We start from the raw sequence: 26,309 nt of genomic DNA on the forward strand, positions 1-26,309 counted from the left end.
AAACAGAGTTATGATAACTGCGTCTTGAGACACCGTTGCCCCTTAAAGCGTGTCTAAAAATAATGCTAAATATGCCCAAAAAATGTGAGGTTTTTTGTGGTATTTTTGTGGTATTTTTGTGAATTTTACGGCTTTTATTATTGTTTTTCTTTGTTGCGTAGGCGTACCGTATTTTCGCCGTTCGTTGGTGCGCGGTAGAGTGAGAAAGAACAGTTTATGACTTGTTATAAAGGAGCCAAAATGGCAGAAACTTTTAATGTTGTGGTTGAGATTCCACGCGGTTCTAAGAATAAGTATGAAGTGGATCACGAAACCGGTCGCGTCTTCTTGGATCGTACCCTTTTCACCGCAATGGGTTATCCAGACGATTACGGCTATATTGATGGCACTTTGGGCGAAGATGGCGACCCGCTTGACGCTCTCGTCATGATTCCAAATTCTGTGTTCCCAGGCTGCGTAGTTGAATGCCGCGCTGTTGGCCTTTATCACATGGTTGATGAAGCCGGCGGTGACGATAAGGTTCTTTGCGTTCCAGCTGACGTTCGTTTCGACGACATCAAGGATATTGATGACGTTAACGAGTATCACAAAGCAGAAATCAAGCATTTCTTTGAGCAGTACAAGGCTTTGGAACCAGGTAAGGAAGTGCTTCCTGGCGACTTCTGGGCTGGCGTTGAGCAGGCAGAGAAGGAAATCGTTGCAGCTCGCAAGCGTTTGGAAGAAAGCGAAAAGTAAGTTTCGTTTTTAATTAAAACAATCAGACATAAAACAAGCGTCGGAAGCACTATTCGCGTTTCCGGCGCTTGTTATATTCTCGACTTTTTGCGTATCTGACGCTTATGTCGTTTAGTACGCTTTTATTTATGCAGCTACCAACATGCCAATTCCAGCAATGTAAATCAACATGCCGGAAAACATTATCGGCAGCAGCGCAATAGCAGCGTCGCGTACGGCACTTCTTTTGTAATATTCGTTACTATTATTGCGAACCCACACATACGATAATCCAGCTAACGCAATAACCATTACCGTACACAGCGCTGCCACAAGCAACCCGCCATCAATATTGCGCAACGATGGCATAAATCGAATAATCGAAGGCAAAAACAGCCAGCCAGGAAGAGAAGCGCAAGCAATACTTGCGGTTAACGTGTGAGAAAGATTACGCACTACATTAGTGCGGTGTTCGCGAAGCATTTGTCGTATAAAAGTCACGAATGTTGCTGCTACAAGAATAAGCGCAAACGATACTGCCCAGCGTTCGTAAGGGTGGATTGCTGCAATAAATTTACTCATCGACACAGTTTCATCGTCAATAATAACGCTTTGTGGCAGCCAGCCTTTTAGCGCGAGCGTAGCGCACCACGCGGAAGCAATACCTGCACATAAAGCAATGGCGCGGTCAATAATAGTGCCGTGCAAAGGCCAAAAAGCAAGGAATGTGAGCAGTATTATCATGCACAAAACAAGCGTCAGTTTCGCCGTCGCTATAGGAAGTGCGGCGGCTGCGGCGAGGAATAATACTGAAAATATTTGGCTCGCTGCCATAATAAGCAGGTGCGTGGTAGGTATGCGAGCTTGAGCCGTTGTGTTGAGGGGAGTTGTTTGGCTGTTTGTGCTGCCGTAGCTACCGTGTGTTTCGGTTTCGTTGCTCATACTCGCTCCTGAGTGCTAGTAAATTGGCTACTGTAATGTAAGTATTCGCAACGGCTCACAAGCAGTGTGCGGCGCGCGTATACTCAATCCCTTATTACTAATGTAGTCTACAACCTGCACTATGTCGTTTTAGTAATGACACCTGTATTTACACGTGGGAATGGTCATTCTTCGTAAGCATGGTTTACAATGCCTGTAAAGGCGTGATTTTGTACTGCAAACTTACATGGCAAACTTACACTTGCTGGCTGGAGGCATCTATGACCGATATTACATTGATGACTTCTTGCGCTTCCCCTGCCTCTGTTTTGCCTTCTCTCACTTTGCTTTCTCACCGTGTGCGTGTGTTAGATATGGACGTTTCAAGTTTTACTAAACTTCCTGCGCAAACTATTCTTTTACTCGACGCGCGTGAGGATTTAGCTTTAGCAAAGTCATTGTGCGCGTCTTTGCGTTCGGCAAATATTACTGTTCCCGTGATATTGGTGCTTACAGAGGGCGGTTTTACCGTTGTGAACGCATCGTGGAATATTATGGACGTCGTGCTTACCAGTGCTTCTCCAGCGGAAGTAGAGGGTCGCTTACGTTTAGCTGCTCAGCATAGTGATGTGGACGGTGTTGTTTCTCAATCTACAGGTATGACAGTGGGGGATTCCGCGGTTGTTGACAATGGCACTATGCGTTCCGGTGATCTCGTTGTTGATATGCGTAGTTACACGGTGAGTTTGCATGGGCACCCTGTTGATTTGGCTTATAAAGAATTTGAGCTGCTGAAATATTTTGTGCAACATCCGCGTCGAGTATTTACGCGTGCGCATCTTTTGCAAGAAGTGTGGGGATACGATTACTACGGTGGTACGCGTACGGTTGATGTGCATATTCGACGTCTTCGTGCGAAGCTTGGCGTTGAGTATGAGCAGCTGATTGGTACGGTTCGCAATGTTGGCTATCGTTTTGATCCGTCCGAATCCGAAGGTAACAGTGCGATTGAGGAAGATCCTGACGATTTAGTAGATGAATCTTCAGAAGATGCCGTTTCTGCTGCTGACAATTCAACAAGTCAGAAAACTAGTCAGAACTAGTGATATGCGAGAATCGAAAAAAGCGAAGCTTGCGCGTATTCACGCGGAGTATGCGTTACTTTGTGAAGAAATTCCCTCTCCACAGTGTGCTCTTCATTTTTCTAATCCTTTTGAACTTCTTATTGCGACTGTCTTAAGCGCGCAAACAACTGATAAGCGCGTGAATATGGTGACTCCAGAGCTTTTCGCTACCTTCCCAAATTCGCGTGCACTTGCTCAAGCTTCACTTGCGCAAGTCGAATCTATTATCCGGACACTTGGTTTTTATCGGGTAAAAGCGCAGCATATTATTGCGTTGTCGGCACGTTTGGAAAGTAATTTTCACGGTGTAGTCCCATCAAGTATGGAAGATTTAACGTCGCTACCGGGGGTAGGACGCAAAACTGCGAACGTTGTGCGAGGAAATGCGTTTGGGCTTCCGGGATTTCCGGTTGATACTCACGTAATGCGTGTAACTGGCCGTCTTGGTTGGTATGACCATGGCAGCAGTTGCCATAAACGCCAGAATACTCAGATTAAGCCCGATCCTACAGCTATTGAACGCGAAATAACTGCTTACTTTCCGCCGAATGAATGGACTAATCTCTCGCACCGACTCATTGCGCACGGAAGAACTGTGTGCACTGCTAAAAACCCTAAGTGTGCGTTATGTCCATTGCGAGCCACGTGTCCGTACGCAGCTTCCTGAATACAAGCGTGTAAGTGTGTAAATGTGTAAGCGTGTAAGTGTGCGCACAAAAGTGTGTCCAAGCGTGTGTTGGTTGTCAATGCAGGTGTTGATATAAACTGTAAATTATGTCAAGAACAGGAAAGTATGCGTATAACGCTTATGGGGCATCTCATCGTCGTGCCAGCGCAGGCTGGATTCCGTGGGTTGTTTTTATGGTTGTTTCCGTAGTAATGGTAGTGATTTTGTGGTGCGGTTGGCAGTTATATCAAGGGCACTCGCCAATCGACGCTATTGCGCGTCCTGCAGGAAACTCCACGTTAACTGTCGGTTTGCGCACTGCTCCTGAAACTCTTGATATGCGAACTCACGACAGCGACGCAGCGCAGCAGGCTCTTTTAGACAACGTGTATGAGACTTTAGTAAGACGCGGGGATGACAATTCTTTGCAACCTGGATTAGCAAAGTCTTGGGAGATTTCAAAAGATGGTCTCACTTATCGTTTCAACTTGCGTCAAGGCGTGCGTTTTTCTAATGGTGACGTTATGGATTCGCAATCCGTTCTTCAATCGTTAAAGCAAGGCATTACCCAAGGTTACGTCGGTTACGCTGCGTTGACGGATATTAAAACTGTCACTAATCCTGACGATCACACCTTGGTTATTACGCTGAAAATGCCAAATGTTTTGCTGCTTAGGCGTCTTGCTGGCCCTGCTGGCATCGTATATGACACCAAAGCTAGTGTAGATTATGCGAATAACGCTCTTGGAACTGGTCCTTTCGTAGTAAGTAGTTACCGCAAAGGTGATTCGCTAGTTTTGGCAAGAAACGACAAGTATTGGGGGACTCCTGCTGCTTGCGCGAGCATCACTTTGCAATATTTTGCCCAAGATAGTGCCATGGCAGAAGCGATGGAGCAAGGTAAAATACAAATAGCAGTGCCGCTGGAAGGTAAGGAAAATAAGCGTTTTGCCGCTATTGCTCACACAAATATGGTAGAAGGACAGAGTACCCGCGTGCGGATGATTGCGTTTAATAGTACAATTGCTTCTATTTTCTGCGATAAGCAAGCACGTAGAGCGGCGCGATACTCTATGAATATGCAAACCGTATTGGAAGCCGATCCTAATGGTGGCGTTCCTGTCAGTGGGCCTATTGATCCGCTTTCTCCCGGTTATGAAGACTTAACTAATATGTTCCCGTTTGATCCGGCAAAAGCTCGCTCTTTGTTCCGTTACTTTAGTGCTGGCTACTTAGGCAATATTACGTTCCTGGTTCCGCAAGGAGAGGGTGATGTTGGGCGCGAATTGTCGAACCAAATCAGCTCAGTGAGTGGTTTTAAAGTTCATCTTGAAGAACTTGATCAAAATGCGTTACGTCAGCGCGTGAAGGAAGGTAAGTATGATATAGCGCTTACTTCGCTTGATCACACGTTGGATGAAGGTACTTTTGCTGAGGCTGGATCGCAATTTGTGTTGCAGGACGAGTTGTCACAGCAAGCTTGGTCTAAAGCGGTTCACTCGAAGGATATTAAAGATTATGAGGCGAATGCTCGTGCTTATGCGCGAGAAGTAAGCGATAAAGCTGCAGCTCACTGGTTGTATGCTCGTAAAAGTGTGATGGCTGTGAAATCTAACGTAAGCGGTTACACCAAGAATATGACTGATCAGCTATTGCCTTTGCGTGACATAGTAGTGAAGTAAATTTGTGCCTGCGAAGTAACAGTGGGATAAGTTGTCGTACTGAGTTTCTAATATTCAGTTCATGAGTGAACAGGATAACACAGTAAAGCATGCTCATTTAACGCCGCTGCCTAATAAAGTTGGCGTTGATGGCCTCGAAGACAAATGGCGTAATAATTGGGAAGAAGCCAAGACTTACGCTTTCCATAATTCCCGCGACCGCAAGGCCGTATATTCTATTGATACTCCACCTCCAACCGTGAGTGGCCACTTGCACGTGGGCCACGTATTCTCTTACACGCATACGGATGTTATTGCGCGCTACAAGCGTATGAAGGGTTTTGATGTGTTCTACCCAATGGGTTGGGACGATAATGGCCTTCCAACAGAGCGTCGTGTGCAGAATTATTACGGTGTGCGCGTAGACACTTCGCTTAAATATGACCCTGATTTTAAGCCACCTTTTGAAGGTACTGAAGGCAAGAAGATTGAAGCAAAAGATCAGGTTCCTGTAAGCCGTCAGAACTTTATTGAGCTTTGCGAGCGCTTAACTTCCCAGGATGAGAAGCTTTTTGAAGCGTTGTGGCGTAGGCTTGGTCTTTCTGTGGATTGGTCTCAGACCTACCACACGATTGGTGAGCAGCCTCGTCGAGTTGCGCAAAAAGCATTCCTTCGCAATCTCGCCCGCGGAGAAGCCTACCAAAAGGATGCTCCAGGCTTGTGGGATGTGACTTTCCAGACAGCAGTTGCGCAAGCTGAGCTTGAAGCTCGCGAATATCCGGGCTTCTATCATAAGATTGCGTTCCGTTTTGAAGATGGTACGCCAATTTATATTGAAACTACGCGTCCAGAATTGCTTGCCGCTTGCACTTCTTTGATTGCTCACCCAGACGATGAGCGTTACAAGAAGTACTTCGGGCAGGAAGTTTATTCGCCACTGTTTAAGGTGAAAGTGCCGATTTTGGCTCATCCTGCAGCTCAAATGGACAAGGGTGCCGGCATCGCAATGTGCTGCACTTTTGGTGACGTAACCGACGTTGAGTGGTGGCGCGACTTGAGCTTGCCAACTCGACCGATTATTCAGCGCAACGGACGTATCGTGATGACCACTCCTGATTGGATTACGGACGAATCCGGACGCGAAATGTTCGAGAAAATTGCTGGTAAAACCACGTTCTCTGCTCGCAAGGAAGTTGTTGAGGCTTTGCAAGCAGCTGGAGATATGGATGGTGAACCAAAGCCAACAAAGCGTATGACGAACTTCTACGAAAAAGGCGACAAGCCTTTGGAAATCGTCACTTCTCGTCAGTGGTACTTAAAGAATGGTGGTACGGACGAAAAGCTGAACGCTGAGCTTATTGAGCGCGGCAAGGAACTTAACTTCCACCCAGACTTTATGCGCGTGCGTTACGAGAATTGGGTTCACGGTTTGAATGGTGACTGGCTTATTTCTCGCCAGCGCTTCTTTGGCGTACCGTTCCCACTGTGGTACCCAGTAAACGAAAATGGGGAAGTGGATTACGCAAATCCTTTGACACCTAGCGAAGACCGTTTGCCAATCGACCCAACTATTGACGTTCCAGAAGGATTCGACGAATCTCAGCGCGACCAGCCAAACGGCTTTACAGCTGAGCAAGACATTATGGATACTTGGGCCACATCTTCCTTAACTCCACAAATTGTGACTCGTTGGGAAGAGTCAGGCGAGGAAAATCAGGCTTTGTTTAAGGCTACTTTCCCAATGGATTTGCGTCCACAAGGCCAGGATATTATTCGTACTTGGCTGTTTAGTACGGTTGACCGTGCACATCTTGAAAACGGCTGCTTGCCTTGGAAGCATGCTGCACTTTCCGGATGGATCTTGGACCCAGATCACAAGAAGATGTCAAAGTCCAAAGGCAACGTGGTCGTGCCAAACAAGCCAATCGAAGAGTTTGGTGCGGACGCAGTGCGTTACTGGGCAACTTCCGCAAAACTTGGCTTGGATGCAACTTACGACGAAGGCCAGATGAAAATTGGCCGACGCTTGGCAATTAAGCTTTTGAATGCTACGAAGTTTGCGCTCGCGATTGGCCGCGAAGACGAGGAACATCAGGTTCTTGAGCCTGCTAATGCGGACTGGAATTTTGCAGACGTTACGGAAGTTTTGGATCGTTCCGTTATGGCAAAGCTTGCATCCGTTATTCGTACTGCAACTGATGCGCTTGAGTCTTACGAGCATTCTAAGGCTTTGGAAGCAATCGAAACCTTCTTCTGGGAGTTCTGCGACGATTATATTGAGCTTGCAAAGAATCGTGCTTACGGCACTGCAGAATCCACTGGACGCACTCCAAGTGAAGCTGCTGTAAAGTCTGCTCGCACAACGCTTGGTCTTGCTCTCGACGCTTTGGCTCGTTTGCTTGCTCCTTATTTGCCTTACGCTACGGAAGAAGTGTGGAGCTGGATGCATGACGGTGAAGGTTCTGTGCATCGCGCAAGCTGGCCATGTGCTAAGGCTTACGAGGCCGCTGCAAACGGAGTTTCTGCTGACACTTTGGCTTACGCTGGTGAAGCTTTGGCTACTTTGCGCAAGATTAAGTCCGAGGCAAAAGTTTCTATGAAGACTCCTATTTTGCAAGTGACTTTGAACGTTGCGGAAAACGCTTACAAGGCTGTTGAGGAGACTTTGGATGACGTTGCTGAAGCTGGTCGCGTTACCGGAGAAGTAAAGCTTAACGCTGTCAAGGCTGCTGATTCTGCTGATGGCGATTCTTCTGCTGATGCAAATTCTGATGCAGCTAACGTAAACGTTTCGGTTGCTCAAAGCGAACTTGGCGAAGCTCCTGCAAAAAAGAAGTAGTTGCAAGTAATAGCAAATAATTAATCTCAAATAATTAATTGCAAAACAAAAGCGCTGGAAGTCAATCTTCGACTCCAGCGCTTTTGCGTATTTAAATACTTAAGCATAATCACTTATTGTAGATTCTACTGCGATGATCAATATCCACAACAAAAACAGTCAGCACATTATTTTCAATTGCACAAATTATTCTGTAATCCCTTACTCTATATCTCCAAAACCCTGAATAGTTACCAGTTAGTGCCTTGCCTCTGATTCGAGGATTGTCGAGATTGCTAATTTCGCGAAGCTCTTTAACGATTTGCTTAGCAATTGTTTTGTCAATTTTCCCTAGCTGTTTTTCAGCTCTTTTAGATAAATTAATCTTCCAAATCAAGGCGCTTCACCACGTCGTCGAGTGGAGATGTTTCTAATTCTCCACGTTTATATGCTTCAATATCTGCCATTAGACCATATTCATGTTCAAGTTCATCGATTTGAGCCTCTAGTGCTTGATTCATGTAAAATGAACGAGTGCGGTGAGTGGTTTTAGCGAGCTGATCATAACGATCTAAAACGTTAGAGGGTACTCTTAATCCTGTAATTGTTGCGGCCATTTTTAATCTCCATTGTAAAACATGTAAAACATATATTACCTTACATGCAGAATAATGCAATTCAATGCGCTATAATCGCGAAGCATCGCGCGGTAACGCTAGACTGTAAACCATGAATCCAGAAAGCTTAAGTGAATTAATTGAAAAAATTGCTAAAGATTTAGTAGCAAACGGTAAAGCAGGCAGTTTAACAGAAGATTTGATTCCTGCAGCCGAAAAACTTGCTGTAATGCGACCAAAGGATCGCGCTCACGGCGATTGGGCTACTAACGTTGCTATGCAGCTTGCAAAAAAGGCTGGTATGAAGCCTCACGATTTGGCGGAACTTTTTGCTGAGCGTTTGCAAGAGGCGGAAGGAATTGCGTCAGTAGAAGTGGCCGGACCTGGTTTTATTAACATAACGCTTGACTCTGCTTCTGCAGCGGCCGTTGTCGACGAAGTCCTAAAGCAGGGCGCTAATTTTGGTAAGAATGCGCACTTAAGCGGCAAAACTTTAAATCTTGAGTTTGTTTCTGCAAACCCAACTGGCCCAATTCATATTGGTGGCACTCGCTGGGCTGCAGTTGGTGATTCCATGGCTCGAGTTTTGGAAGCAAATGGCGCAAAAGTTGTACGCGAATACTACTTCAACGATCACGGTGAGCAAATCAACCGTTTTGCAAAGTCTTTAGTTGCTGCAGCTCACGGCGAAGAAACTCCTGCAGACGGCTACAAAGGCGCGTATATTAACGAAATTGCGGATGCTGTTATAAAAGAAGCACAAGCAGACGGCATTGATATTCTTTCTTTGCCAAGGATTGATCTTGGAAAAGACGAGGAAGGTTTGTCACTTGGCGAAGGAGATTCCGAGCAGCGCGAAGAATTCCGCAAGCGCGCAGTTCCAATGATGTTTGCTGAGATTCGTAAGTCGATGCGCGATTTTCGCGTTGGTTTTGACGTGTGGTTCCACGAAAACAGCTTGTATGAAGATGGCGAAGTTGAGCGCGCTATTGCAGACTTGCGTGAGCGTGGAGACATCTTTGAAAAAGATGGCGCAACTTGGTTTGAATCCACTAAGCATGGCGACGACAAAGATCGCGTAATTATTAAGTCCGACGGCAACTACGCCTACTTTGCTGCCGATATTGCGTACTATCGCAACAAGCGTCACCGCGAACAGAATCCTGCAGACGTAGCAATCTACATGCTTGGTGCAGATCACCATGGATACATTGGTCGAATGATGGCAATGTGCGCTGCTTTTGGAGATAATCCTGGCGAAAACATGCAGATTCTTATTGGCCAGCTTGTAAACGTTATGAAAGACGGCAAGCCTGTGCGTATGAGCAAGCGCGCTGGAAATGTTATTACGATTGACGATTTAGTTGATGCAATCGGCGTTGACGCTTCTCGCTACTCGCTTGCTCGCACCGACTACAACACAAGCGTTGATATTGATTTGGATTTGCTCGCTTCTCACAGCAATGATAATCCTGTGTACTACGTGCAATATGCTCACGCGCGCAGTTGCAATGTGGCTCGTAACGCTGCAGACGCCGGAATTACGCAAGATGGCGCTGATTTGAGCTTGCTTAACACCGAAGCGGACGGCGAAGTGCTGGCTGCTTTGGCGCAATGGCCTGCAGCTTTGGCACAAGCTGGTGACTTGCGCGCTCCGCACAGAGTTGCGCATTATCTTGAGGATTTGGCTGCTAGCTACCACAAGTGGTACAACCTTGAGCGCGTAGTGCCGATGGAATTGAGTGACCCAGAAAATCGCTTGCCAGAAGCAGAGCGTGAAGCTGTTCGCATTGCAAAGTGCCCAGAGCCAGCACGAGCTGCAGCTCGACTTAAGCTTAACTCTGCTGTGCGTACGGTAATTGCAGAAGGCCTTGATTTGCTCGGTGTTTCTGCTCCGGAAAAGATGTGATTTTGCTTATTTTATATAAGATTTATAGCAAAAATATATAGCATTTTTTTGATTAAGTAGGACGTTGGTAACATTCCAGCGTCCTACTTATTTTTGATGAGAAGACACGCGCGAAATTGCAAATTTTTGTCGATTAAGTACATGCGATTTATTAATATACCCCCTAATATTATTTTCGCTTTAAATCCACAAAATTACAGAGTCAGAGATTTAGCTGAATAATATGCTTAAACAATTTTTCACCATATAGGAGGTGTAAGCATGAGCGTCACAACACAAAGTGTCAGCACAGACAGTGCCCCGAAAAAAAGGAACCTGACAATTATTGAATCCGCATACGTGGCGGTCATGTTGTTTGGCATGTTCTTTGGTGCTGGAAACCTGATTTTCCCTGTGTTTCTTGGAGCTAATGCAGGCACTAATTCTGCGCCTGCAGCGTTAGGTTTTATTGTTACTGGCGTTGGCTTGCCACTGCTTGGCGTTACAGCACTCGCAATGAGCCGCGCAAACGGTCTTTTTGAGCTTTCAAGCAAAGCTAGCAAAAAGTACGGCATGTTCTTCACTTGTGTGCTGTATTTAACAATCGGCCCGTTCTTTGCAATCCCACGCTGCGCAACAACTTCATACACTGTTGGATTAGAGCGCGTTATTCCGCAAGATGGAAACGGTCAGCTTTACTTATTCTTGTTCTCCGTAGTGTTCTTTGCGCTCGCGTTCTTCTTTGCTATGAAGCCAAGCGGAATACTTACGTGGGTTGGTAAAGTTCTTACGCCAATCTTCCTTGTGTTCCTAGCGATTTTGGTATTTACAGCACTATTTTCTCCTGTAAGCGGCGCTTCTGCGGATGCTGCTCCTATGGGAAATTACGTTAATAAGTCATTCTTTACAGGATTCTTAGATGGCTACAACACAATGGATGCTTTAGCTAGCTTGGCATTTGGAATTGTGGTTGTTAGCACCATTCGTCAGTTTGGTGTAAAAGATCCTAAAGATGTGGCAGTGAATACTGCTCGCTCTGGTTTCTTTAGCTGCTTGCTTATGGCAGTGATTTATGTTGCGATTGTTGTTGTTGGCGTGCGTAGCCGCGCTCTGTTCCCACCTGCAGAAAACGGTGGCGTAACTTTGGCGCAAGTTGCACGATACCATCTTGGAAACGTTGGCTTATTCGTGCTTGCTGCAACTGTAACTCTTGCATGCTTAAAGACTGCAGTTGGCTTAATAGTAAGCTGCTCGGAAACCTTCTCTAAGTTATTCCCTAAGGGGCCTAGCTATCGTGTTTGGGCTGTGTTGATTACGCTTGTTTCGTTTGGCCTTGCAAACTTTGGTTTGAGCGCAATCATCGAATACGCTGTTCCAGTATTAATGTTCTTGTATCCACTGTCAATCGTACTGATTCTTTTGGCTTTGTGCGGTCGACTCTTTGGAAATTCCAAAGTTGTGTATGCTTGGACACTTGGTTTTACTGGCGTTGCAGCTGTATTTGACTTTTTGAATAGTTCGCCAACAGCTTTGCGCAACGCATTGCATATAAACGATATGTTGATTGTTGCTCAAAACTGGTTGCCGTTCTCGGAATTTGGAATGGCTTGGGTTTGCCCTGCTGTTGTTGGATTTGTTGTTGGCTATGTTCGCATGGTTTTATTTGACAACAAAGGTATGGAAGAAGTGGCTCGTGCGGCTGCTGGCCCGGATCTTGAAGGCAGCGTTGCTAGTGACGATGATTATTCTTCAAGCGATGCTGACTTTGACGAGTCTGCTGACTTCGCTGCATCGGCTAAGTCTACTGCTGACGAACCTAATTTTAGTGAGCAATCCTAAATTTTGTAGAGTCGCGTAGACGTCATAATAATCGCCATATTTTGATGCGTATTTTACGTAACAAGATATGGCGATTTTTGTATAAAACGCGCACTTGACTTATTTATTGGAACGATTTAGTATATTTCAATAACGAACAAAATAATGTGCAATCTAAAGTAATTCTTGCTTAGCCAGTAAAGCAAGATACAAAAAGGCACGCACCTAATGCTCGATGCTGAGGCATTAGCAAAAGTGGTTGTTCATGAGTGAAAGGAGTAAACGACGCTGTTTGCAGCAGAAGTCTGGCGTTGCTATATATCAAATGGTGTATTGGGTGGTAAGCCCAAGAACCTAAGTTTCTCTAAATATTTCTAAGGAAGAACAACGATGTTGAAACTAAAAAAGTTTGGAGCAATCTCTATGATGCTCGCTGCTGCGCTGTCTCTTACTGCATGCGGTGGCGGCACAAGCTCTACAAGTAATACTCAAGGTAAAACAACCGTTTCTGTTTGGCACTACTGGGATGGTGCTAATGCAGATGCTTTCGATAAAAAAGTAAAAGCATTTAATGCTTCGCATAAGAACATTGAGATTAAAACTACAAATGTTCCTAATGCTGATTTCTTAACAAAATTACGCGCATCTGCTACGTCAAATACTTTGCCTGATATGGCAATAGGTGATTTGATTTGGATGCCTCAAATGGCGCAAATTGGCAAATCTGCAGACTTAAAAAAGCTTCTCAAGCCTGAAGTAATTGACAATATTAACCCAGCATTAAAGAATTTCGGCTCAATTGACGGTCATTTAGTATCCGTTCCAATGTCAGCCAATAATCTTGCATATATGTACAATCGCACAGTATTTAAGAAGGCTGGTTTAGATCCAGATAAGCCACCAAAAACTTGGGATGAATTAAAGCAAATGGCCAAGCAGATTAAAGATAAGACTGGTCTTCCAGGTTACGATTTGCCAACTGAAGCAGGAGACAGCGGTGAGGCTCTTACTTGGAACTTCCAAGTCAATCTTTGGCAAGCCGGTGGTGAATTCTTAAAGAAAGATAACTCTGCTGCAGCATTTAACACTCCTGCAGGTAAGAAAGCTGCAAACTTCTGGATGGATCTTATTAAAAGCGGAGTGAGCCCATACGCAGGATGGGGCAAATTTGAAAAAGGCCAAGGCGGTTCTGCTCAGGAAGGTTCTTGGATGGTAGGTATTTGGGCTGCTGACCCGCCGTTTGATTTTGCTGCAGCGCCATTGCCAACCCCTGAAGGTGGTAAACCATCTACCAACCTTGGTGGAGAACAGGCAATGCTGTTTAATAATGATGATGCAAAAGTAAAAGCCGCTGCTGAATTTGTTACTTGGTTCTTGCAAGATAAACAGGTTCTTGATTGGTGCGAGTCTACTGGATTCCTACCTGCAACAAAGAGTGCAGCTAGCAACGCAGAGTATCGTTCCTGGGTTGAGAAGAAAGAGCCTCGTTTGCTGCCATACATTGAACAAATGGCAACTGCTCATACTCGTCCGAACACTAAGCTATATCCACAGATTTCGTTGGCATTCGCAAAGGAAATGGAAAAAGCATTTTCTGGCGAAGTAAATGTTGATACTGCATTAAAGAATGCAGAAAAAGCAGTCAACGACGTAATAGCGCAAGGTAAGTAATCATGCGTAACCCGATAACACAGCTAAAAAATAAGCAGACAGCTGCTATTGACAATGTAAAAATTGGCAGTAGTAAGCTGATGCGAAATGGTAGTAAAACTGTAGGAAAATGGGAGCAAATTCTCACAGCATGGGGATTGTTGCTTCCGGGATTAGTGATTCTCGTCATCTTCACTTTTTATCCAATTATTTCTGCAGCCTACACGAGCTTAACGAATTGGAACGGTTTTTCTGCAAATCCAGATTTTATTGGATTGAAGAATTATGTAAAACTATCTCAAAATCCAGAATTTTGGAATAGTCTAACTGTGACTGTTATATATGCGTTTGGCGTAGCTGTGTTATCGGTTGTTTCCGGTTTGATTTTTGCGGTATTACTAGATGCGCCAATTCGCGCTCGCGGATTGTATCGCACCATATATTTCCTTCCTGTCGTTACCTCCTCGGTGGCTGTAGCAATTGTGTGGAAATATATGTTGGATCCATCGGGTCTTGTAAATTCTGTACTCTCATCCCTAGGTGTTGCAGGACCCGACTGGCTCCACAATAAGTGGCTAGCATTATTCGCTACTATATTTCTTACAGTTTGGAAGAACCTCGGTTTTAATATCATTCTATATTTGACTGCTTTGCAATCTCTTTCTAAATCAACTTATGAAGCGGCAAGTCTTGATGGTGCTACGAGCTGGCAACAGCTGCGTTATATTACAGTTCCTCTGTTGAGGCCAATGACATTCTTTGTGGTTGTGCAAGCGCTGATTAGTAGTTTCCAATCATTTGATTTAATTTACGTGTTTACTGAAGGCGGTCCTCGAGGGGGCACTGACGTACTAGGAATGTTTATGTATCGTCAAGCATTTAGGTTAGGCAATTTCGGTTATGGTACGGCAATTGCTATAGCGTCGCTGGTGTTAGTTCTTATCGTAACTCTTGTGCAATGGAAGGTAAGTAATGCAGAAAATAAGTAAGGTCTTTACGAGATTGCGTTCGTTGCATCTTGCTCGACATATTGTATTAATTGTTGGCGCAGCTTCAGTACTCATTCCATTTATGTGGATGTTTACAACGTCGTTGCAAACAAAAGCCGAAACGTATGCCGTTCAGTCAGTGATTCCAACATCGTGGCATTGGGAAAATTATTTGCATGCTTGGCAAAGCGCTCCGTTTGCAAACTATTATATTAATAGCTTGATCATGTCGGCAATTATTGTAGTTGGTCACCTTGCGTTTGATGCTATGGCAGCTTTTGCTTTTGCGCGATTAGAGTTTCCTGGAAAGAAAATATTATTCGTGCTGCTACTTTCTGCTTTCATGGTTCCAGCCTTCGTAACGGTTATACCTATGTACGGTATTATCGCCCAGTTGCGTTGGATTGATACTATGGCAGCCTTAACAGTTCCGCGTTTGGCTGATGTGTTCGGCATTATTTTGCTGCGGCAACATTTTACTACTATCCCGCGCGAACTTGATGAAGCTGCAAGAATTGATGGATGTTCAAGCCTTGGTATTTTTATTAAAGTTATTCTTCCGCTTTCTAAGCCAGCTCTTGCAACTCTTGGTGTATTCTCATTCCTATTTGCGTGGAATGATTTCCTGTGGCCTCTGTTGGTTACAAATGCAGAAGAAATGCGTACTATTCAAATCGGCTTAAGTGGTTTTGTTGGACGTTATGGTACTTCATGGAACTATTTAATGGCTGGAACTTTGACGTCAACTTTGCCATCAATTATTATTTTCTTCTTCTTCCAAAAAGCTCTTGAACGAGGAATCGCTTCTACTGGTCTTAAAGATTGAAGAAGTGATAAAACTTTCGTAATTTGTAAAATTTACTATTCGTTAGGAACAAGTCATGCAACCTGAATGGGTAAAATCAAGTGTATTTTATCAGATTTTTCCGGAGCGATTCGCAAATGCAAATGCTTCTATTAACCCTAATCCTGTAGAATCATGGGATAAATCTCCAACTAGGGATAATTTTTTCGGTGGCGATTTGCAAGGTATTAGTAAGCATCTTCCATATCTTGCGGATATGGGTGTCAATGCTTTATATCTCACTCCAATTTTCCAAGCAGATACGAATCATCGCTATGACGCTACTGATTATTTCAAAATTGATTCTCGACTTGGTAATGACGCAGATTTTGATGAATTTATTAAGCGCGCTCATGAATTGCAGATTCGTGTAGTCTTAGATGGTGTATTCAATCATTGTGGAATAGGCCACTGGGCTTTCCAAGATGTTGTGCGCAACGGTGAACAATCGCAGTATGTTAATTGGTTTTCAGTAGAGGGTTTTCCTGTAGTGTCTCATCCGGAACCAAATTATAAAACATGCTCTGGCTGCTACTATTTGCCAAAATGGAATGTATATAATCCAGAAGTGCGTAGGCATCACTATAACGTTGCTAAATATTGGTTAAATCGTGGTATTGATGGCTGGCGTTTAGATGTTCCATATTTCGTAAATAAAACATTTTGGAAAGGTTTCCATAAGGTAGTGAAATCTTTTGGGGATGATAAATACTTAGTAGCTGAAGAATGGCGTAACCCTTCTCAATGGCTTACGCCGGAACTTATGGATGGAACCATGAATTATACTGTTCGTGATTTAGTCCTAGGTTTTTGTGCTGATGAAACATTGGATGCTTATGATTTTGCAGATGGTATGAATGCTTTGTATAACGATATTCCAGAAGAACACCGCTCTTGTATGTTGAATTTGCTTGGGAGTCACGATACTGAGCGATTACTTACGCGCACAAAAGCTCATGAATATGCTTGGGATACGCCTGCTGAAGACGCTGAGAATTTAGCTTATGCGCTGTTATTCGCTGCTGATGGTGCTCCTATGGTGTACTACGGCGATGAAAATGGCATGGAAGGAGAAAATGATCCGGGTTGCCGCGCTCCTATGATTTGGAATGAGAATGCTTGGAATTTATCTGTTCGTAAAACAGTTTGCAAATTAATGCGTCTGCGTAGAGAAAATGCTGCTCTCCAATATGGCAGGCAGCATGTAGCTGCTTTAGGTAAACATACTGTGTGTGTTACGCGTACTTTGCCTTCAGGGCGTGCGTGCTTATGCTTAGTGCATCGCGGATCTGGAGCTTACATCAATTGTGATGATTTGCCAGTGCGTATGGATCGTTCGCTATTTGGTGTGCCAAGTATAATAGGTAATCAATACCGTATGGGAGAAAAATCCATAATAATGTATGAAGGTGAAGCAGTGGGGAAGCTATGAATGTTCGTAGAGTGACTATTAAGGATGTTGCAAAGAAAGCTAATGTTTCCAAGTCTGCAGTATCTTTTGCATATAATGATCCGTCAAAACTGTCTGAGGCGACGGTTGAGCATATTATGCAAACTGCTGAAGAAATGGGATATGTGCGAAGTGCAACAGCTAGAGCATTGCGCACGAATTCTTCGAATGCGTTGGGCTTGTTACTCCCGCAAGGTATTGATACAATTTTGCAAAATCCTTATTATTCACTTTTGATTCAAGGCATTGGGCAGGTTTGCCAGTCGGAAGGCTACACTTTAATGCTTGTCCCTCCGCTAAGAGGTTCAATGTTAAAAGCTATTCCTACAGCTGCAGTAAGTGGTTTTATAATTTGCGGCTTGGAAGCTGAGCGTGCAGAAGTTGTTGAAATTTTGAATAAGCATGTTCCTGTAGTGATTGTTGATCCTGCTCAACCTATTAACGTTCCAACTGTAGAAGTCGACGATGAGCATGATTTTGAAGATTTAGTAGATCGACTTATTGATTTAGGTCATAGGAATATTGGTATTGCAGCAATTGAAACGAAATCGCATACTGATTATCCGGGATGGCAAGGAATAGTTGGTAGACGCATGGCAAGTGTTGTGCGTGCGCTTAAAAAGCATAACTTATCGCCAGAAGATAAAGAAATTACCGTTATAGAAACGCCTTGCACGTATCAGGGTGGGGCTGATGTTTTCAACAAAATGTGGAATGACACTGATATTGAATGTAGGCCTACTGCGATTGTGTCGTTTAGTGACATTATTGCGCTTGGGGTGCTTGGAGCAGCTCAAGCGCAAGGATTACGCGTTCCTGAAGATCTTTCCATTACGGGTTATGATGATTTGCCTTTGTCTACAATTTGCACGCCTAGATTAACTACGGTTCATCAGCCAATTACTTCGAAAGGACGTTTGGCTGCAGAAAGTTTGATTGATCAAATACGCTTTGATGAAGAAGCTTTGCCTGTTTCTCATAAAAAACTAGGAACTGCCCTCATCGTGCGTGAATCGGTTGGGGCAGCTCCTACTAAGAAGTAATTGGCTTTAATATATTTTGCAGTTTTTACCTAGAAGTTGCCGCCGTTCCAACCCCAGTCAGTGGTTGCAGTGTAACGAATGTAAGTGCGATCCTGTGGAATCCCAAGCTCGCGCTCCAAAGCTGCCATAATCTGCTCAGTTAACTTTTCCCAAGCAGACCCAGGTACGCTGGAACCAAACACGTTCACCTCAACGTAAGCTGCAGGCTTAGTATTATCTCCTGCAAAATAAATCGGCATATTGTCCTCGAATGGGCACATAAGCCAATGCTCACTTTTGCCTGGAACTGCGCTAATTGCCTTGCCATAAGCAGCTTTTAATGCGTCGCGCTGGGCAGGTGTTGTGCTTACAGAAACATGAGTATGAATAACTGGCATAATTGCTCCTTCGCTAAATTTAGTAAGTTTTATTACTCCACAATATTACGTCACAATTATATGTTAATTGTTAGCCGTCGCGTGTTTAATGGAAGGTATGAAAAAGCTTATTGAACAGGTTGTTAAATTCGGTATTGTAGGCATTATTGCGTTGATTATTGACGTTGCAATACTGAATTTATTGCTGCTTGTGCACTTAAATAACGTGGTTGCTGGCACTATTTCGTTTATTATTTCGCTTATTTTTAACTATATTGCCAGCATGAAATACGTGTTTAAGCACCGCGAAGATATGGCTCGTTGGCTGGAATTACTGATTTTTGTTATTTCCGCGGTTATTGGCTTGCTTATTAACGATGCGATTATTTGGGCTAGTACGCTTGGAATGGCACAAACTTTGCGTGGTACTGCGATTTACATGCTTCGCACAAACATTGGCAAACTTATTGCAACAGTTGTTGTAGCTATATGGAATTTTGTTATTAGAAAGTGGCTTTTAGACGATACGAAGTCGCAAAAACCTGGTTATGATGCTGCTAAAGACAATACTTTTGCGCATAAGTTGGGTGAGTGGTCGCTAAATCATACGCCAAAAGGTTGGAAGTAGGTTCGCAAAGTAAGTTCGCAATTAGATTTGTAATTAATGCGGAAGTAAAAGTAGGAGTTAGTAATGCCGGCTACAACAATTCATTTTGTACGTCACGGGGAAGTAGATAATCCGAATCATGTGCTCTACGAGCGGCTGCCGGGATTCCATCTTTCTGCGCGAGGCGTGCGAATGGCGAAAGCTACGGCGCAATATATTGCCACGGTTCCGCAAATGCGAGGAATTAGCGCAATCTACTCTTCTCCGCTTGATCGCACTCGCGAAACAGCACGCGAAATCGAGAATGCTTTGCGCTCTATTCCCGATTCTTGCTATGTAAAAGCGCATTGTGGTGAGGATCCTGCGCAATCTTCTGTAAAATCTTCTTCGCAATCTTTTGCGCAATCTCCGGTGCAATCTCGAGAAAGCGACATTATTTTAGATAAGCGTTTGATTGAAGCTGGAAATAATTTTCGCGGAAAACGTATTGGCTACGGTGAAGGCGCGCTTTGGAAGAATAATAATTGGAAACTCGTAACAAATTTGTGGAAGCCAAGTTGGGGAGAAAGCTACAGAAGTATTGCTACTCGTGTTGGCGATTTTGCGCGCGAGCAAGTTCGCAAGCATCCAGGCGAGCAGATTGTAGCCGTAACGCACGAGTCGCCAATTTGGTCTTACCGCCATCTTCTGGAAACAGGTCATGCTGAGCACAATATGTTACTTCGTCACACGGCATTAGCTTCAATTACTTCTATTACTTATGATTGCAAAACTTTGCGTGTGCTTTCTATAACGTATGTCGATCCGGCTGCAGGTGTGCAATAAGTTGTGTAGTAGATTGTGTAATAGATTGTAGTAAGTTGTAATAAGTTGTGAAGAATGCAAAGGAGCGTTTGTGTGATGCAAGCAAGTGAAGATACTAAATGCGAACAAGTCTTAGGTGAGGCTGCTCAATCTGCGGCAAGTTTAATAACGTTATGGCCCCTTACGGAAGCTCGCCATCTCGATAACGACGCAAAATATGCGGAAAATCTGGAAGTGCGCTCGATGCGAGCAATAGCACGTATTCTCACGAATCTTGACGTTACTGTGCCGGATGCTGAATTTGTGTACGAAGGCGCGGACGAAATTCCGGGACGTCCGCAGGAAATTGTTGACGCACTACTTGTGGCTGCGGACGCTTACGATGAAATGGAATCCTGCTACGATCCTAATTATGAGGAAGCGGAAGAAGAAATATTAGAAAACAAGGGTTCTAGCGTCGATTTCGTTTTTAGTAATCTTGTATCTCACGTTGCGGAAGATGTCGACGTAATCAATAATGTTGCAACTACGTTAGGTGTAGAAGGCAACTTGAGCACTGAAGTTTTACAAGACGCTGTAGAATACGCAAAAAAGCAGTCATTTGAATATAAAGAATCTGTGGAATCGCAAAAAATTATGTTTATTTTGTGTATTCTTAATAATTTAATTGCAAAAACCGGAAATATTCGCGAAACTTTACCTATTTTCTTATATATCAACGAAGTGTGCGAATGCGTTGGTGTGCCGAGAATGATGTTCAAAGATTCTCAGTGGCGTGAGCTTGTTGATTGTGTACGCAAGAACGATACTGTTGGTGGCGGCGATATGAGTGCGCTGATTGCGTTTGCTGCTCCGCTGTTAATTAGTGAGTGGCAAAAGCATCGTGAGGATGTGCTTTGGGATCCGGAAGAGGCTAAAAAGCTCGCAAAAGAAGAAGATGATCGAAAGTCTCGCGAAGCGTTGGCGGCAAAGTTTGCGCATGTAGAAGGAAATAAGGAAGCTACGCAGGCTCTTGACTAGGCGGGCACGTCCGTAACGCGCGGCACAATGGAACCTATGACTGATACAGAGGAAACTCAAAACGCTGCGCAAGTTGCAGCAAAATCCGAAAAGCCGCAAATGCCTGAGCATGTTCGCGTGCGTTTTTGCCCTTCGCCAACCGGTACACCTCACGTAGGTATGGTTCGTACCGCATTGTTTAACTGGGCTGAGGCTCGCCATACGCACGGTAAGTTGTTGTTCCGTATTGAGGATACCGATAATGAGCGCGATAGCGAGGAAAGCTACCAGCAGATTATTGAGGCTCTTCGCTGGCTCAATATTGACTGGGATGAGGGTATTGACGTTGGTGGAGATAACGGCCCATATCGCCAGTCCCAGCGCATGGAGATTTATAAAGACGTAGCACAGAAGCTTTTTGAGGCTGGTTATGCTTACGAATCCTTCTCTACTCCTGAAGAAATTAAAGAGCGTAACGTTGCTGCAGGTCGTCCTGCTGAGTTTGGTTACGACGGCTACGATCGCAATCTTACAGAAGAACAGAAGCAAGCTTTCCGTGCGGAAGGTCGTAAGCCTGCGCTTCGTTTGAAGATGCCAGATGAAGACATTACTTTTAACGATTTAATTCGTGGTGAGATTACGTTTAAGGCTGGTACGGTTCCAGATTACGTGATTGTGCGTCCGAATGGCGACCCGCTTTACACGCTTACGAATCCTGTTGACGATGCGTTGATGGATGTGAACGTTGTTTTGCGTGGTGAGGATATTTTGAGCTCTACGCCTCGCCAGATTGTGCTGTACCGTTACCTTATGGAAATGGGTATTGCTAAGGAAACTCCGCTTTATGGTCACATGCCTTACGTTATGGGCGAAGGTAAGAAGAAGCTTTCTAAGAGAGACCCTGAGTCCAACTTGTTCTTGCATAGGGATAACGGCTTTATTCCAGAAGGCTTGCTGAACTACTTGGCTTTGCTTGGTTGGTCGATTGCGCCTGATCGTGACGTGTTCACTATGGACGAAATGATTGAAAAGTTCGATGTGCGCGACGTGAAGGCAAACCCTGCACACTTTGACTTAGATAAAGCAATTTCGATTAACGCTGAGCATATTCGCATGCTTGAGCCTCAAGATTTCTTGAACCGCTCTGTGCCTTATTTGCATAAGGATGGCGTAGTTAGCGCAGATTCTTGGGATGCGCTGACTGACCGCGAGCGCGAAGTGCTCACCGCTGCTGCTCCTCTTGTGCAGCCTCGCGTGCGTTTGCTTGGTGAGGTTGCCGGCATGGTTGGAAGCCTTCTTAGCGAAGATGGTTACATTGAGCCAGATGATGACGCTCGTAAGCAGTTGAAGGAATCTGCAGGCGAGGTTCTCGATGCTGCAATTGCTGCTTTGCAGGGTGTTGATGAGTCTGATTGGCATACTGACGTTTTGCATGATTTGCTTAACAAGAAGCTTGTTGAGGAAGCTGGTTACAAGCCGCGCTTGGCGTTTGGTCCTGTGCGAGTGGCGCTTTCCGGCCGTCGCGTTTCGCCTCCACTGTTTGAGTCCATGGAAATCGTGGGCAAAGACGTGACTTTGGCGCGTTTGGCTGGCTTGCGCGAGCATTTGTAAATTGCAAATAGCTTGTAAGCGCAAATAAAATTTGAATAAGTCGGGAATGTGGCGTTATTGCTGCATTCCCGGCTTTTTAATATGCTAATTCTCTCTAGTTCGACACGCCGCGGTTGCGTGTTGTGCTGTTATGTTGTAAAGTCGTCATTTGTTGCGTTAAGAGCGTAGCAATAAATGAAGCCCCCGTCGTCTAGCGGTCTAGGACTACGCCCTCTCACGGCGCCAACACCGGTTCAAATCCGGTCGGGGGTACGAAAGACGGAACGGTTCCAAGAGCCGCGAAGCCTGCCAATTGGGGTATGGTGTAATTGGCAACACAGGTGATTCTGGTTCATCCATTCTTGGTTCGAGTCCAGGTACCCCAGCGAATAGCTCTCGTAGTGCGAGGGCTTTTTTGTTATCTAACTACTTCTGAAATCCTGCCCTATAGCTCGCTTACTCGCTTACCCGTATATCCCGGCTTAAAATCAAAAACCCCGGTGCTTGACCGGGGTTAGAGAAAGAAGAGAAGAAGAGAGGTTCAATTATAAAATTCACTCGAACTATTGCGTGTAGTTCGTATTCCTTTTGATGTATCTATAATAGGCATAGCTTGCTGAGTGCAGTAATGCGATTGGCTGAAAGTTTCCTGTGAATTACGTATTATGTTGCTGAAATTGCCCAATATTTAGTATCGTCCGTCTTATATCTTCCGTTTTTTGCATAATTTGTGGGTAGTCTGCAAAGATTGTGTGCGTCGTGGCATATCTGCCGTATGCTTGAAGTATGACAGATTCTGCACAATCGGAAGTTGCGACGCCTGCTGCGCTTCCTGTATCGATTTCAGCGCGTTTGGGACTTCTGCAATTCCATCTTTCTGGGAAGTTTCGCGTACTGCAGTTTGCGGACGTGCAGGATGTTCCGAATGTTTCGTCAGATACCATTCGCTTAATTGAGTCTGCTTGTGATGCTGTACGTCCGGATATTGTGGTGTTTACGGGAAATCAGATTGCTGGATACGAGAAAGTATTTGCTAAAACTTTTCGTCGCCGTCGTTGGCAGGAATCTACTGAGCTTTCTCAATCCGATAGGCAGCAGTTATTGGAAAAAGTACGAAGTGGTATTGCTCGCCTTGTAAATCCTTTAGAAAAGCGGTGTATTCCGTGGGTGGTAACGTATGGGAACCACGATTTTCAGTGTGGTTTAAGTAACGCGGAATTAGACGCTTTGTATCAAGAGTTTCCGTGTTGTATGAATCGCAGTGCTCAAGTTGCGCGATCTGAAAACACTGCGCAATTTGGCGACGTTGCGCGATCTGGTAACGTTGCGAAATCTATTAGCGCTATGCAATCTACAAAGTGTGTGCTTCCTCATCAACTTATATTTCCTTGTGAGCCAGGTACTTTTGCGCTTCCTGTTAGGGACGAAAAACAAGAAAATGTTGTTTTTTCAATAGTTTTGCTTGATTCAGGGGATTATTCTCAGGCTGGAGGTTACGGTAAGCCTTCTCGTGAAGCTCTTGATTTTGTGGCTGATTTACCTACTTTTTTGCCGCCACGCCTTTGCGTTTTTCAGCATTTTCCGCTTCCTCAATACTATCGTTTGTTGCGTGAGGTTCCGCAAGAGTGTGCGGCAAGGCAACGTGCAATTGAGGGATATCGCACTTTTGCGGGGCATTATTATACGCTTGATAATCAGCGTGTGCTCCCAGATGGTTATTTGGGTGAGGGCGTGAGTTGCCCTGATGAGGACGCTGGCGAGTTTGACATATTGGCTCAGTCGGGCGCTTTTGTGGTTGTTGCAGGGCACGATCATCGTAATGCTTTCGCAGGTAGAGAACCGGAGCATAACATGCTACTGATATCTACTCCTACTTGTGGTTTCGGATCGTATGGTCCGGAGCCTTCAAAGCGTGGTGTTCGTTTGCTTGAATTTGACATTCGTCATCCGTTTGAGCCTCGTACGCAAATGCTTGAGTTTGGTGAGATTGTTGGTAAGCCTTCGTCAAAGAAGGCGTATACTTACGGTTTAACTGCTGAGTCTGAGCATGATTTGCCGGCGGTTAATTTATTGCGTAAGCCGTCGTTATTTGCTCGCCTGTTGCGTCGTTGGAGGAATCGTTCTGCGCGTTAGAGTGGCGTAATTTTTTCTGATTTGCTCTGATTTGCGTGCTATGTGTTTTATTTGTTGGGTTGCCTTGTGCGCGTTGGGGGGCGTGCCGGTATGATAGTGAATAGTTTTGAGGCGCGAACGAAAGAGGTAATTGTGTCCGCACAGAATACAGCTGAGCAGAGTGTTGATAGTGGCGTTGACGCTGCGGATGTGTTGCATGTAGAGGGTGGGAAGCCGCTTAACGGCACCATTAAAGTGCGCGGTGCGAAGAATTTTGTGAGCAAGGCAATGGTTGCCGCGTTGTTGGCTCCTGGGAAATCAGTGCTGAAGAATGTGCCTGAAATTCGCGACGTTCACGTGGTTTCTGATTTGTTGCGTTTGCACGGTGTTGACGTTGAGGTCAATGGTTCGGAAGGTATTGTCACTATTGATGCGAGCAAGGTTCAGTTAGCTGACGTTGCGGATGTCGATACGTTATCCGGATCTTCTCGTATCCCTATTTTGTTCTCGGGTCCTTTACTGCACCGTTTGGGTGAGGCGTTTATTCCAGCGCTTGGTGGCTGCAATATTGGTGGTCGTCCGATTGATTTTCATTTGGAGACCTTGCGTAAGCTTGGTGCGAACGTGGATAAGGATCATGAAGATGGTATTCATATTACTGCTCCTTATGGTTTGCACGGTACGAAGATTCATCTTCCGTATCCTTCTGTTGGCGCTACTGAGCAGACTTTGTTAGCTGCTGTTCTTGCGGATGGCAAGACGGAGCTTTCGGGTGCTGCTATTGAGCCGGAAATTATGGATTTGGTTGCCGTGTTGCAGAAGATGGGTGCCATTATTTCTGTAGACGTTGACCGCACGTTCCGCATTGAGGGTGTTAAGGAGCTTCAAGGCTATACTCATACTGCTTTAACTGATCGCATTGAGGCCGCTTCGTGGGCGTCTGCGGCGCTTGCAACTCATGGTGACGTGTTTATTAAGGGCGCCACTCAGCCGGAAATGATGACTTTCTTAAATGTGTTCCGTAAGGTTGGTGGCCAGTTTGATGTTACGGATAAGGGTATTCGTTTCTGGCATCCGGGTGGGGATTTGCATCCTGTTGCGATTGAAACTGATGTGCATCCTGGTTTTATGACCGATTGGCAGCAGCCGTTGGTGGTGGCTTTAACGCAGGCTAAGGGCTTGAGTATTGTGCATGAGACGGTGTATGAGAATCGTTTTGGTTTTACTAAGCCTCTGGTGCAAATGGGTGCGCAGGTTCAGTTGTATCGTGAGTGCTTAGGTTCGCTTCCTTGCCGATTCCAGCAGCGCAATTACAAACATTCTGCTGTGATTTTTGGTCCTACTCCGTTAACGGGTCAAGATATTGATGTGCCTGATTTGCGCGGCGGTTTTAGTCATCTGATTGCTGCTCTTACGGCTCAAGGTCCGTCAAACGTTCATGGAATTTCGCTGATTGATCGCGGTTATGCTGATTTCCGAGGCAAATTGCTTGCCTTGGGTGCTGATATCGATTAGTTAGATTAGGTTCGATTAGTCTGGACCGTTTTGTGGCTGAAAAATAAGCAGCGTTACCTAAGCTTTTATCCACAATGGTATAAAAAGCTTTTTTGAGCATAAATTTATCGGTACAGTAGTCG

Annotated in this window: 22 protein-coding genes and 2 tRNA genes; 20 read left to right on the forward strand and 4 right to left on the reverse strand. The window is 44.9% G+C overall.

The genetic code is table 11. From position 1 onward, the window contains the following. The first annotated feature begins 240 nt into the window (after positions 1–240). On the forward strand, positions 241–735 hold the full coding sequence (locus HXT56_RS06340) for an inorganic diphosphatase (RefSeq protein ID WP_004105658.1): 495 nt from the start codon (positions 241–243) through the stop codon (positions 733–735). 126 nt (positions 736–861) lie between these two features. Here HXT56_RS06340 and HXT56_RS06345 read toward each other — a convergent pair whose 3' ends face one another. Next, entirely contained in the window at positions 862–1,548 is a 687-nt protein-coding gene (locus HXT56_RS06345) for a beta-carotene 15,15'-monooxygenase (RefSeq protein ID WP_116712290.1), read from the reverse strand. Between the two features lie 368 nt (positions 1,549–1,916). On the opposite strand from HXT56_RS06345, the gene HXT56_RS06350 reads away from it, so the two are divergent. From HXT56_RS06350 to valS, 4 genes are all read left to right on the forward strand, one after another. Beyond that, a complete protein-coding gene (locus HXT56_RS06350; protein ID WP_250309842.1) occupies positions 1,917–2,738 on the forward strand; it encodes a winged helix-turn-helix transcriptional regulator in 822 nt (273 codons plus the stop codon). 4 nt (positions 2,739–2,742) lie between these two features. Next, positions 2,743–3,426: an endonuclease III gene (nth, locus tag HXT56_RS06355; RefSeq protein WP_116712201.1), complete on the forward strand. Its 684-nt coding sequence runs from the start codon at positions 2,743–2,745 to the stop codon at positions 3,424–3,426. 194 nt (positions 3,427–3,620) lie between these two features. Then, positions 3,621–5,108 (forward strand): ABC transporter substrate-binding protein, encoded by a 1,488-nt coding sequence (locus HXT56_RS06360; RefSeq protein ID WP_349815767.1) that lies wholly within the window; start codon positions 3,621–3,623, stop codon positions 5,106–5,108. A 61-nt stretch (positions 5,109–5,169) separates the two neighbouring features. Next, positions 5,170–7,926 (forward strand): valine--tRNA ligase, encoded by a 2,757-nt coding sequence (gene valS / locus HXT56_RS06365; RefSeq protein ID WP_421778069.1) that lies wholly within the window; start codon positions 5,170–5,172, stop codon positions 7,924–7,926. A gap of 109 nt (positions 7,927–8,035) precedes the next feature. On the opposite strand, the gene HXT56_RS06370 is transcribed toward valS, so the two are convergent. Together HXT56_RS06370 and relB are read right to left on the reverse strand one after the other, a co-directional pair. Beyond that, a complete protein-coding gene (locus HXT56_RS06370; RefSeq protein WP_012913788.1) occupies positions 8,036–8,302 on the reverse strand; it encodes a type II toxin-antitoxin system RelE family toxin in 267 nt (88 codons plus the stop codon). Beyond that, positions 8,286–8,522, reverse strand: coding sequence for a type II toxin-antitoxin system RelB family antitoxin (gene relB / locus HXT56_RS06375; RefSeq protein ID WP_115794039.1), 237 nt, complete (start codon positions 8,520–8,522; stop codon positions 8,286–8,288). Before relB ends, HXT56_RS06370 begins: the two co-directional genes overlap by 17 nt. A 112-nt stretch (positions 8,523–8,634) precedes the next feature. On the opposite strand from relB, the gene argS reads away from it, so the two are divergent. The 7 genes from argS to HXT56_RS06410 all read left to right on the forward strand — a co-directional run bounded on the left by argS (position 8,635) and on the right by HXT56_RS06410 (position 18,204). Beyond that, entirely contained in the window at positions 8,635–10,431 is a 1,797-nt protein-coding gene (argS, locus tag HXT56_RS06380) for an arginine--tRNA ligase (RefSeq protein WP_421778070.1), read from the forward strand. A 261-nt stretch (positions 10,432–10,692) separates the two neighbouring features. After that, the gene (gene brnQ / locus HXT56_RS06385; protein ID WP_284346610.1) at positions 10,693–12,249 is read left to right on the forward strand and encodes a branched-chain amino acid transport system II carrier protein; all 1,557 of its coding nucleotides are present in this window, start codon (positions 10,693–10,695) and stop codon (positions 12,247–12,249) included. A gap of 369 nt (positions 12,250–12,618) precedes the next feature. Then, positions 12,619–13,899, forward strand: coding sequence for an ABC transporter substrate-binding protein (locus HXT56_RS06390; protein WP_004135811.1), 1,281 nt, complete (start codon positions 12,619–12,621; stop codon positions 13,897–13,899). Positions 13,900–13,901: 2 nt separating this feature from the next. Further along, positions 13,902–14,867: a carbohydrate ABC transporter permease gene (locus HXT56_RS06395; protein ID WP_421778071.1), complete on the forward strand. Its 966-nt coding sequence runs from the start codon at positions 13,902–13,904 to the stop codon at positions 14,865–14,867. After that, entirely contained in the window at positions 14,851–15,693 is an 843-nt protein-coding gene (locus HXT56_RS06400) for a carbohydrate ABC transporter permease (protein WP_102695011.1), read from the forward strand. The genes HXT56_RS06395 and HXT56_RS06400 overlap by 17 nt, the downstream gene beginning before the upstream one ends. A gap of 55 nt (positions 15,694–15,748) precedes the next feature. Continuing rightward, positions 15,749–17,143: a glycoside hydrolase family 13 protein gene (locus HXT56_RS06405; protein WP_250309835.1), complete on the forward strand. Its 1,395-nt coding sequence runs from the start codon at positions 15,749–15,751 to the stop codon at positions 17,141–17,143. Next, on the forward strand, positions 17,140–18,204 hold the full coding sequence (locus HXT56_RS06410) for a LacI family DNA-binding transcriptional regulator (RefSeq protein WP_421778072.1): 1,065 nt from the start codon (positions 17,140–17,142) through the stop codon (positions 18,202–18,204). The genes HXT56_RS06405 and HXT56_RS06410 overlap by 4 nt, the downstream gene beginning before the upstream one ends. A 29-nt stretch (positions 18,205–18,233) precedes the next feature. Here HXT56_RS06410 and HXT56_RS06415 read toward each other — a convergent pair whose 3' ends face one another. Continuing rightward, positions 18,234–18,581: a phenylpyruvate tautomerase MIF-related protein gene (locus tag HXT56_RS06415; RefSeq protein ID WP_004574134.1), complete on the reverse strand. Its 348-nt coding sequence runs from the start codon at positions 18,579–18,581 to the stop codon at positions 18,234–18,236. Positions 18,582–18,678: 97 nt separating this feature from the next. Here HXT56_RS06415 and HXT56_RS06420 point away from each other — a divergent pair, with 97 nt between their 5' ends. The 8 genes from HXT56_RS06420 to murA all read left to right on the forward strand — a co-directional run bounded on the left by HXT56_RS06420 (position 18,679) and on the right by murA (position 26,187). Further along, a complete protein-coding gene (locus HXT56_RS06420; RefSeq protein WP_421778508.1) occupies positions 18,679–19,188 on the forward strand; it encodes a GtrA family protein in 510 nt (169 codons plus the stop codon). Between the two features lie 63 nt (positions 19,189–19,251). Further along, complete coding sequence (locus HXT56_RS06425; RefSeq protein WP_421778073.1) at positions 19,252–19,992, forward strand: histidine phosphatase family protein; 741 nt, start codon at positions 19,252–19,254, stop codon at positions 19,990–19,992. A gap of 54 nt (positions 19,993–20,046) precedes the next feature. Further along, a complete protein-coding gene (locus HXT56_RS06430) occupies positions 20,047–20,991 on the forward strand; it encodes a hypothetical protein (RefSeq protein ID WP_421778074.1) in 945 nt (314 codons plus the stop codon). A gap of 27 nt (positions 20,992–21,018) precedes the next feature. Beyond that, positions 21,019–22,581, forward strand: a complete 1,563-nt coding sequence (gene gltX, locus HXT56_RS06435; RefSeq protein WP_421778075.1) for a glutamate--tRNA ligase — start codon at positions 21,019–21,021, stop codon at positions 22,579–22,581. Between the two features lie 179 nt (positions 22,582–22,760). Further along, positions 22,761–22,833: transfer RNA gene (locus HXT56_RS06440), tRNA-Glu, on the forward strand. A 41-nt stretch (positions 22,834–22,874) separates the two neighbouring features. Next, positions 22,875–22,946, forward strand: a tRNA-Gln gene (locus tag HXT56_RS06445). A 400-nt stretch (positions 22,947–23,346) separates the two neighbouring features. Continuing rightward, the gene (locus HXT56_RS06450; protein WP_421778076.1) at positions 23,347–24,693 is read left to right on the forward strand and encodes a metallophosphoesterase; all 1,347 of its coding nucleotides are present in this window, start codon (positions 23,347–23,349) and stop codon (positions 24,691–24,693) included. Positions 24,694–24,825: 132 nt separating this feature from the next. Continuing rightward, a complete protein-coding gene (murA, locus tag HXT56_RS06455; RefSeq protein ID WP_165846065.1) occupies positions 24,826–26,187 on the forward strand; it encodes a UDP-N-acetylglucosamine 1-carboxyvinyltransferase in 1,362 nt (453 codons plus the stop codon). Positions 26,188–26,309 lie beyond the last annotated feature (122 nt).

This window comes from Gardnerella nova, assembly GCF_049244055.1.
GTDB lineage: Bacteria > Actinomycetota > Actinomycetes > Actinomycetales > Bifidobacteriaceae > Bifidobacterium > Bifidobacterium vaginale_H.

What these genes read in the sequence shown, in the direction of transcription:
- HXT56_RS06340 (WP_004105658.1), top strand. Translation starts at nt 241, where the DNA reads ATGGCAGAAACTTTTAATGTTGTGGTTGAGATTCCACGCGGTTCTAAG.
- HXT56_RS06345 (WP_116712290.1), bottom strand. Translation starts at nt 1,548, where the DNA reads ATGGCAGCGAGCCAAATATTTTCAGTATTATTCCTCGCCGCAGCCGCC.
- HXT56_RS06350 (WP_250309842.1), top strand. Translation starts at nt 1,917, where the DNA reads ATGACCGATATTACATTGATGACTTCTTGCGCTTCCCCTGCCTCTGTT.
- nth (WP_116712201.1), top strand. Translation starts at nt 2,743, where the DNA reads ATGCGAGAATCGAAAAAAGCGAAGCTTGCGCGTATTCACGCGGAGTAT.
- HXT56_RS06360 (WP_349815767.1), top strand. Translation starts at nt 3,621, where the DNA reads ATGGTTGTTTCCGTAGTAATGGTAGTGATTTTGTGGTGCGGTTGGCAG.
- valS (WP_421778069.1), top strand. Translation starts at nt 5,170, where the DNA reads ATGAGTGAACAGGATAACACAGTAAAGCATGCTCATTTAACGCCGCTG.
- relB (WP_115794039.1), bottom strand. Translation starts at nt 8,522, where the DNA reads ATGGCCGCAACAATTACAGGATTAAGAGTACCCTCTAACGTTTTAGAT.
- argS (WP_421778070.1), top strand. Translation starts at nt 8,635, where the DNA reads ATGAATCCAGAAAGCTTAAGTGAATTAATTGAAAAAATTGCTAAAGAT.
- brnQ (WP_284346610.1), top strand. Translation starts at nt 10,693, where the DNA reads ATGAGCGTCACAACACAAAGTGTCAGCACAGACAGTGCCCCGAAAAAA.
- HXT56_RS06390 (WP_004135811.1), top strand. Translation starts at nt 12,619, where the DNA reads ATGTTGAAACTAAAAAAGTTTGGAGCAATCTCTATGATGCTCGCTGCT.
- HXT56_RS06395 (WP_421778071.1), top strand. Translation starts at nt 13,902, where the DNA reads ATGCGTAACCCGATAACACAGCTAAAAAATAAGCAGACAGCTGCTATT.
- HXT56_RS06400 (WP_102695011.1), top strand. Translation starts at nt 14,851, where the DNA reads ATGCAGAAAATAAGTAAGGTCTTTACGAGATTGCGTTCGTTGCATCTT.
- HXT56_RS06405 (WP_250309835.1), top strand. Translation starts at nt 15,749, where the DNA reads ATGCAACCTGAATGGGTAAAATCAAGTGTATTTTATCAGATTTTTCCG.
- HXT56_RS06410 (WP_421778072.1), top strand. Translation starts at nt 17,140, where the DNA reads ATGAATGTTCGTAGAGTGACTATTAAGGATGTTGCAAAGAAAGCTAAT.
- HXT56_RS06415 (WP_004574134.1), bottom strand. Translation starts at nt 18,581, where the DNA reads ATGCCAGTTATTCATACTCATGTTTCTGTAAGCACAACACCTGCCCAG.
- HXT56_RS06420 (WP_421778508.1), top strand. Translation starts at nt 18,679, where the DNA reads ATGAAAAAGCTTATTGAACAGGTTGTTAAATTCGGTATTGTAGGCATT.
- HXT56_RS06425 (WP_421778073.1), top strand. Translation starts at nt 19,252, where the DNA reads ATGCCGGCTACAACAATTCATTTTGTACGTCACGGGGAAGTAGATAAT.
- HXT56_RS06430 (WP_421778074.1), top strand. Translation starts at nt 20,047, where the DNA reads ATGCAAAGGAGCGTTTGTGTGATGCAAGCAAGTGAAGATACTAAATGC.
- gltX (WP_421778075.1), top strand. Translation starts at nt 21,019, where the DNA reads ATGGAACCTATGACTGATACAGAGGAAACTCAAAACGCTGCGCAAGTT.
- HXT56_RS06450 (WP_421778076.1), top strand. Translation starts at nt 23,347, where the DNA reads ATGACAGATTCTGCACAATCGGAAGTTGCGACGCCTGCTGCGCTTCCT.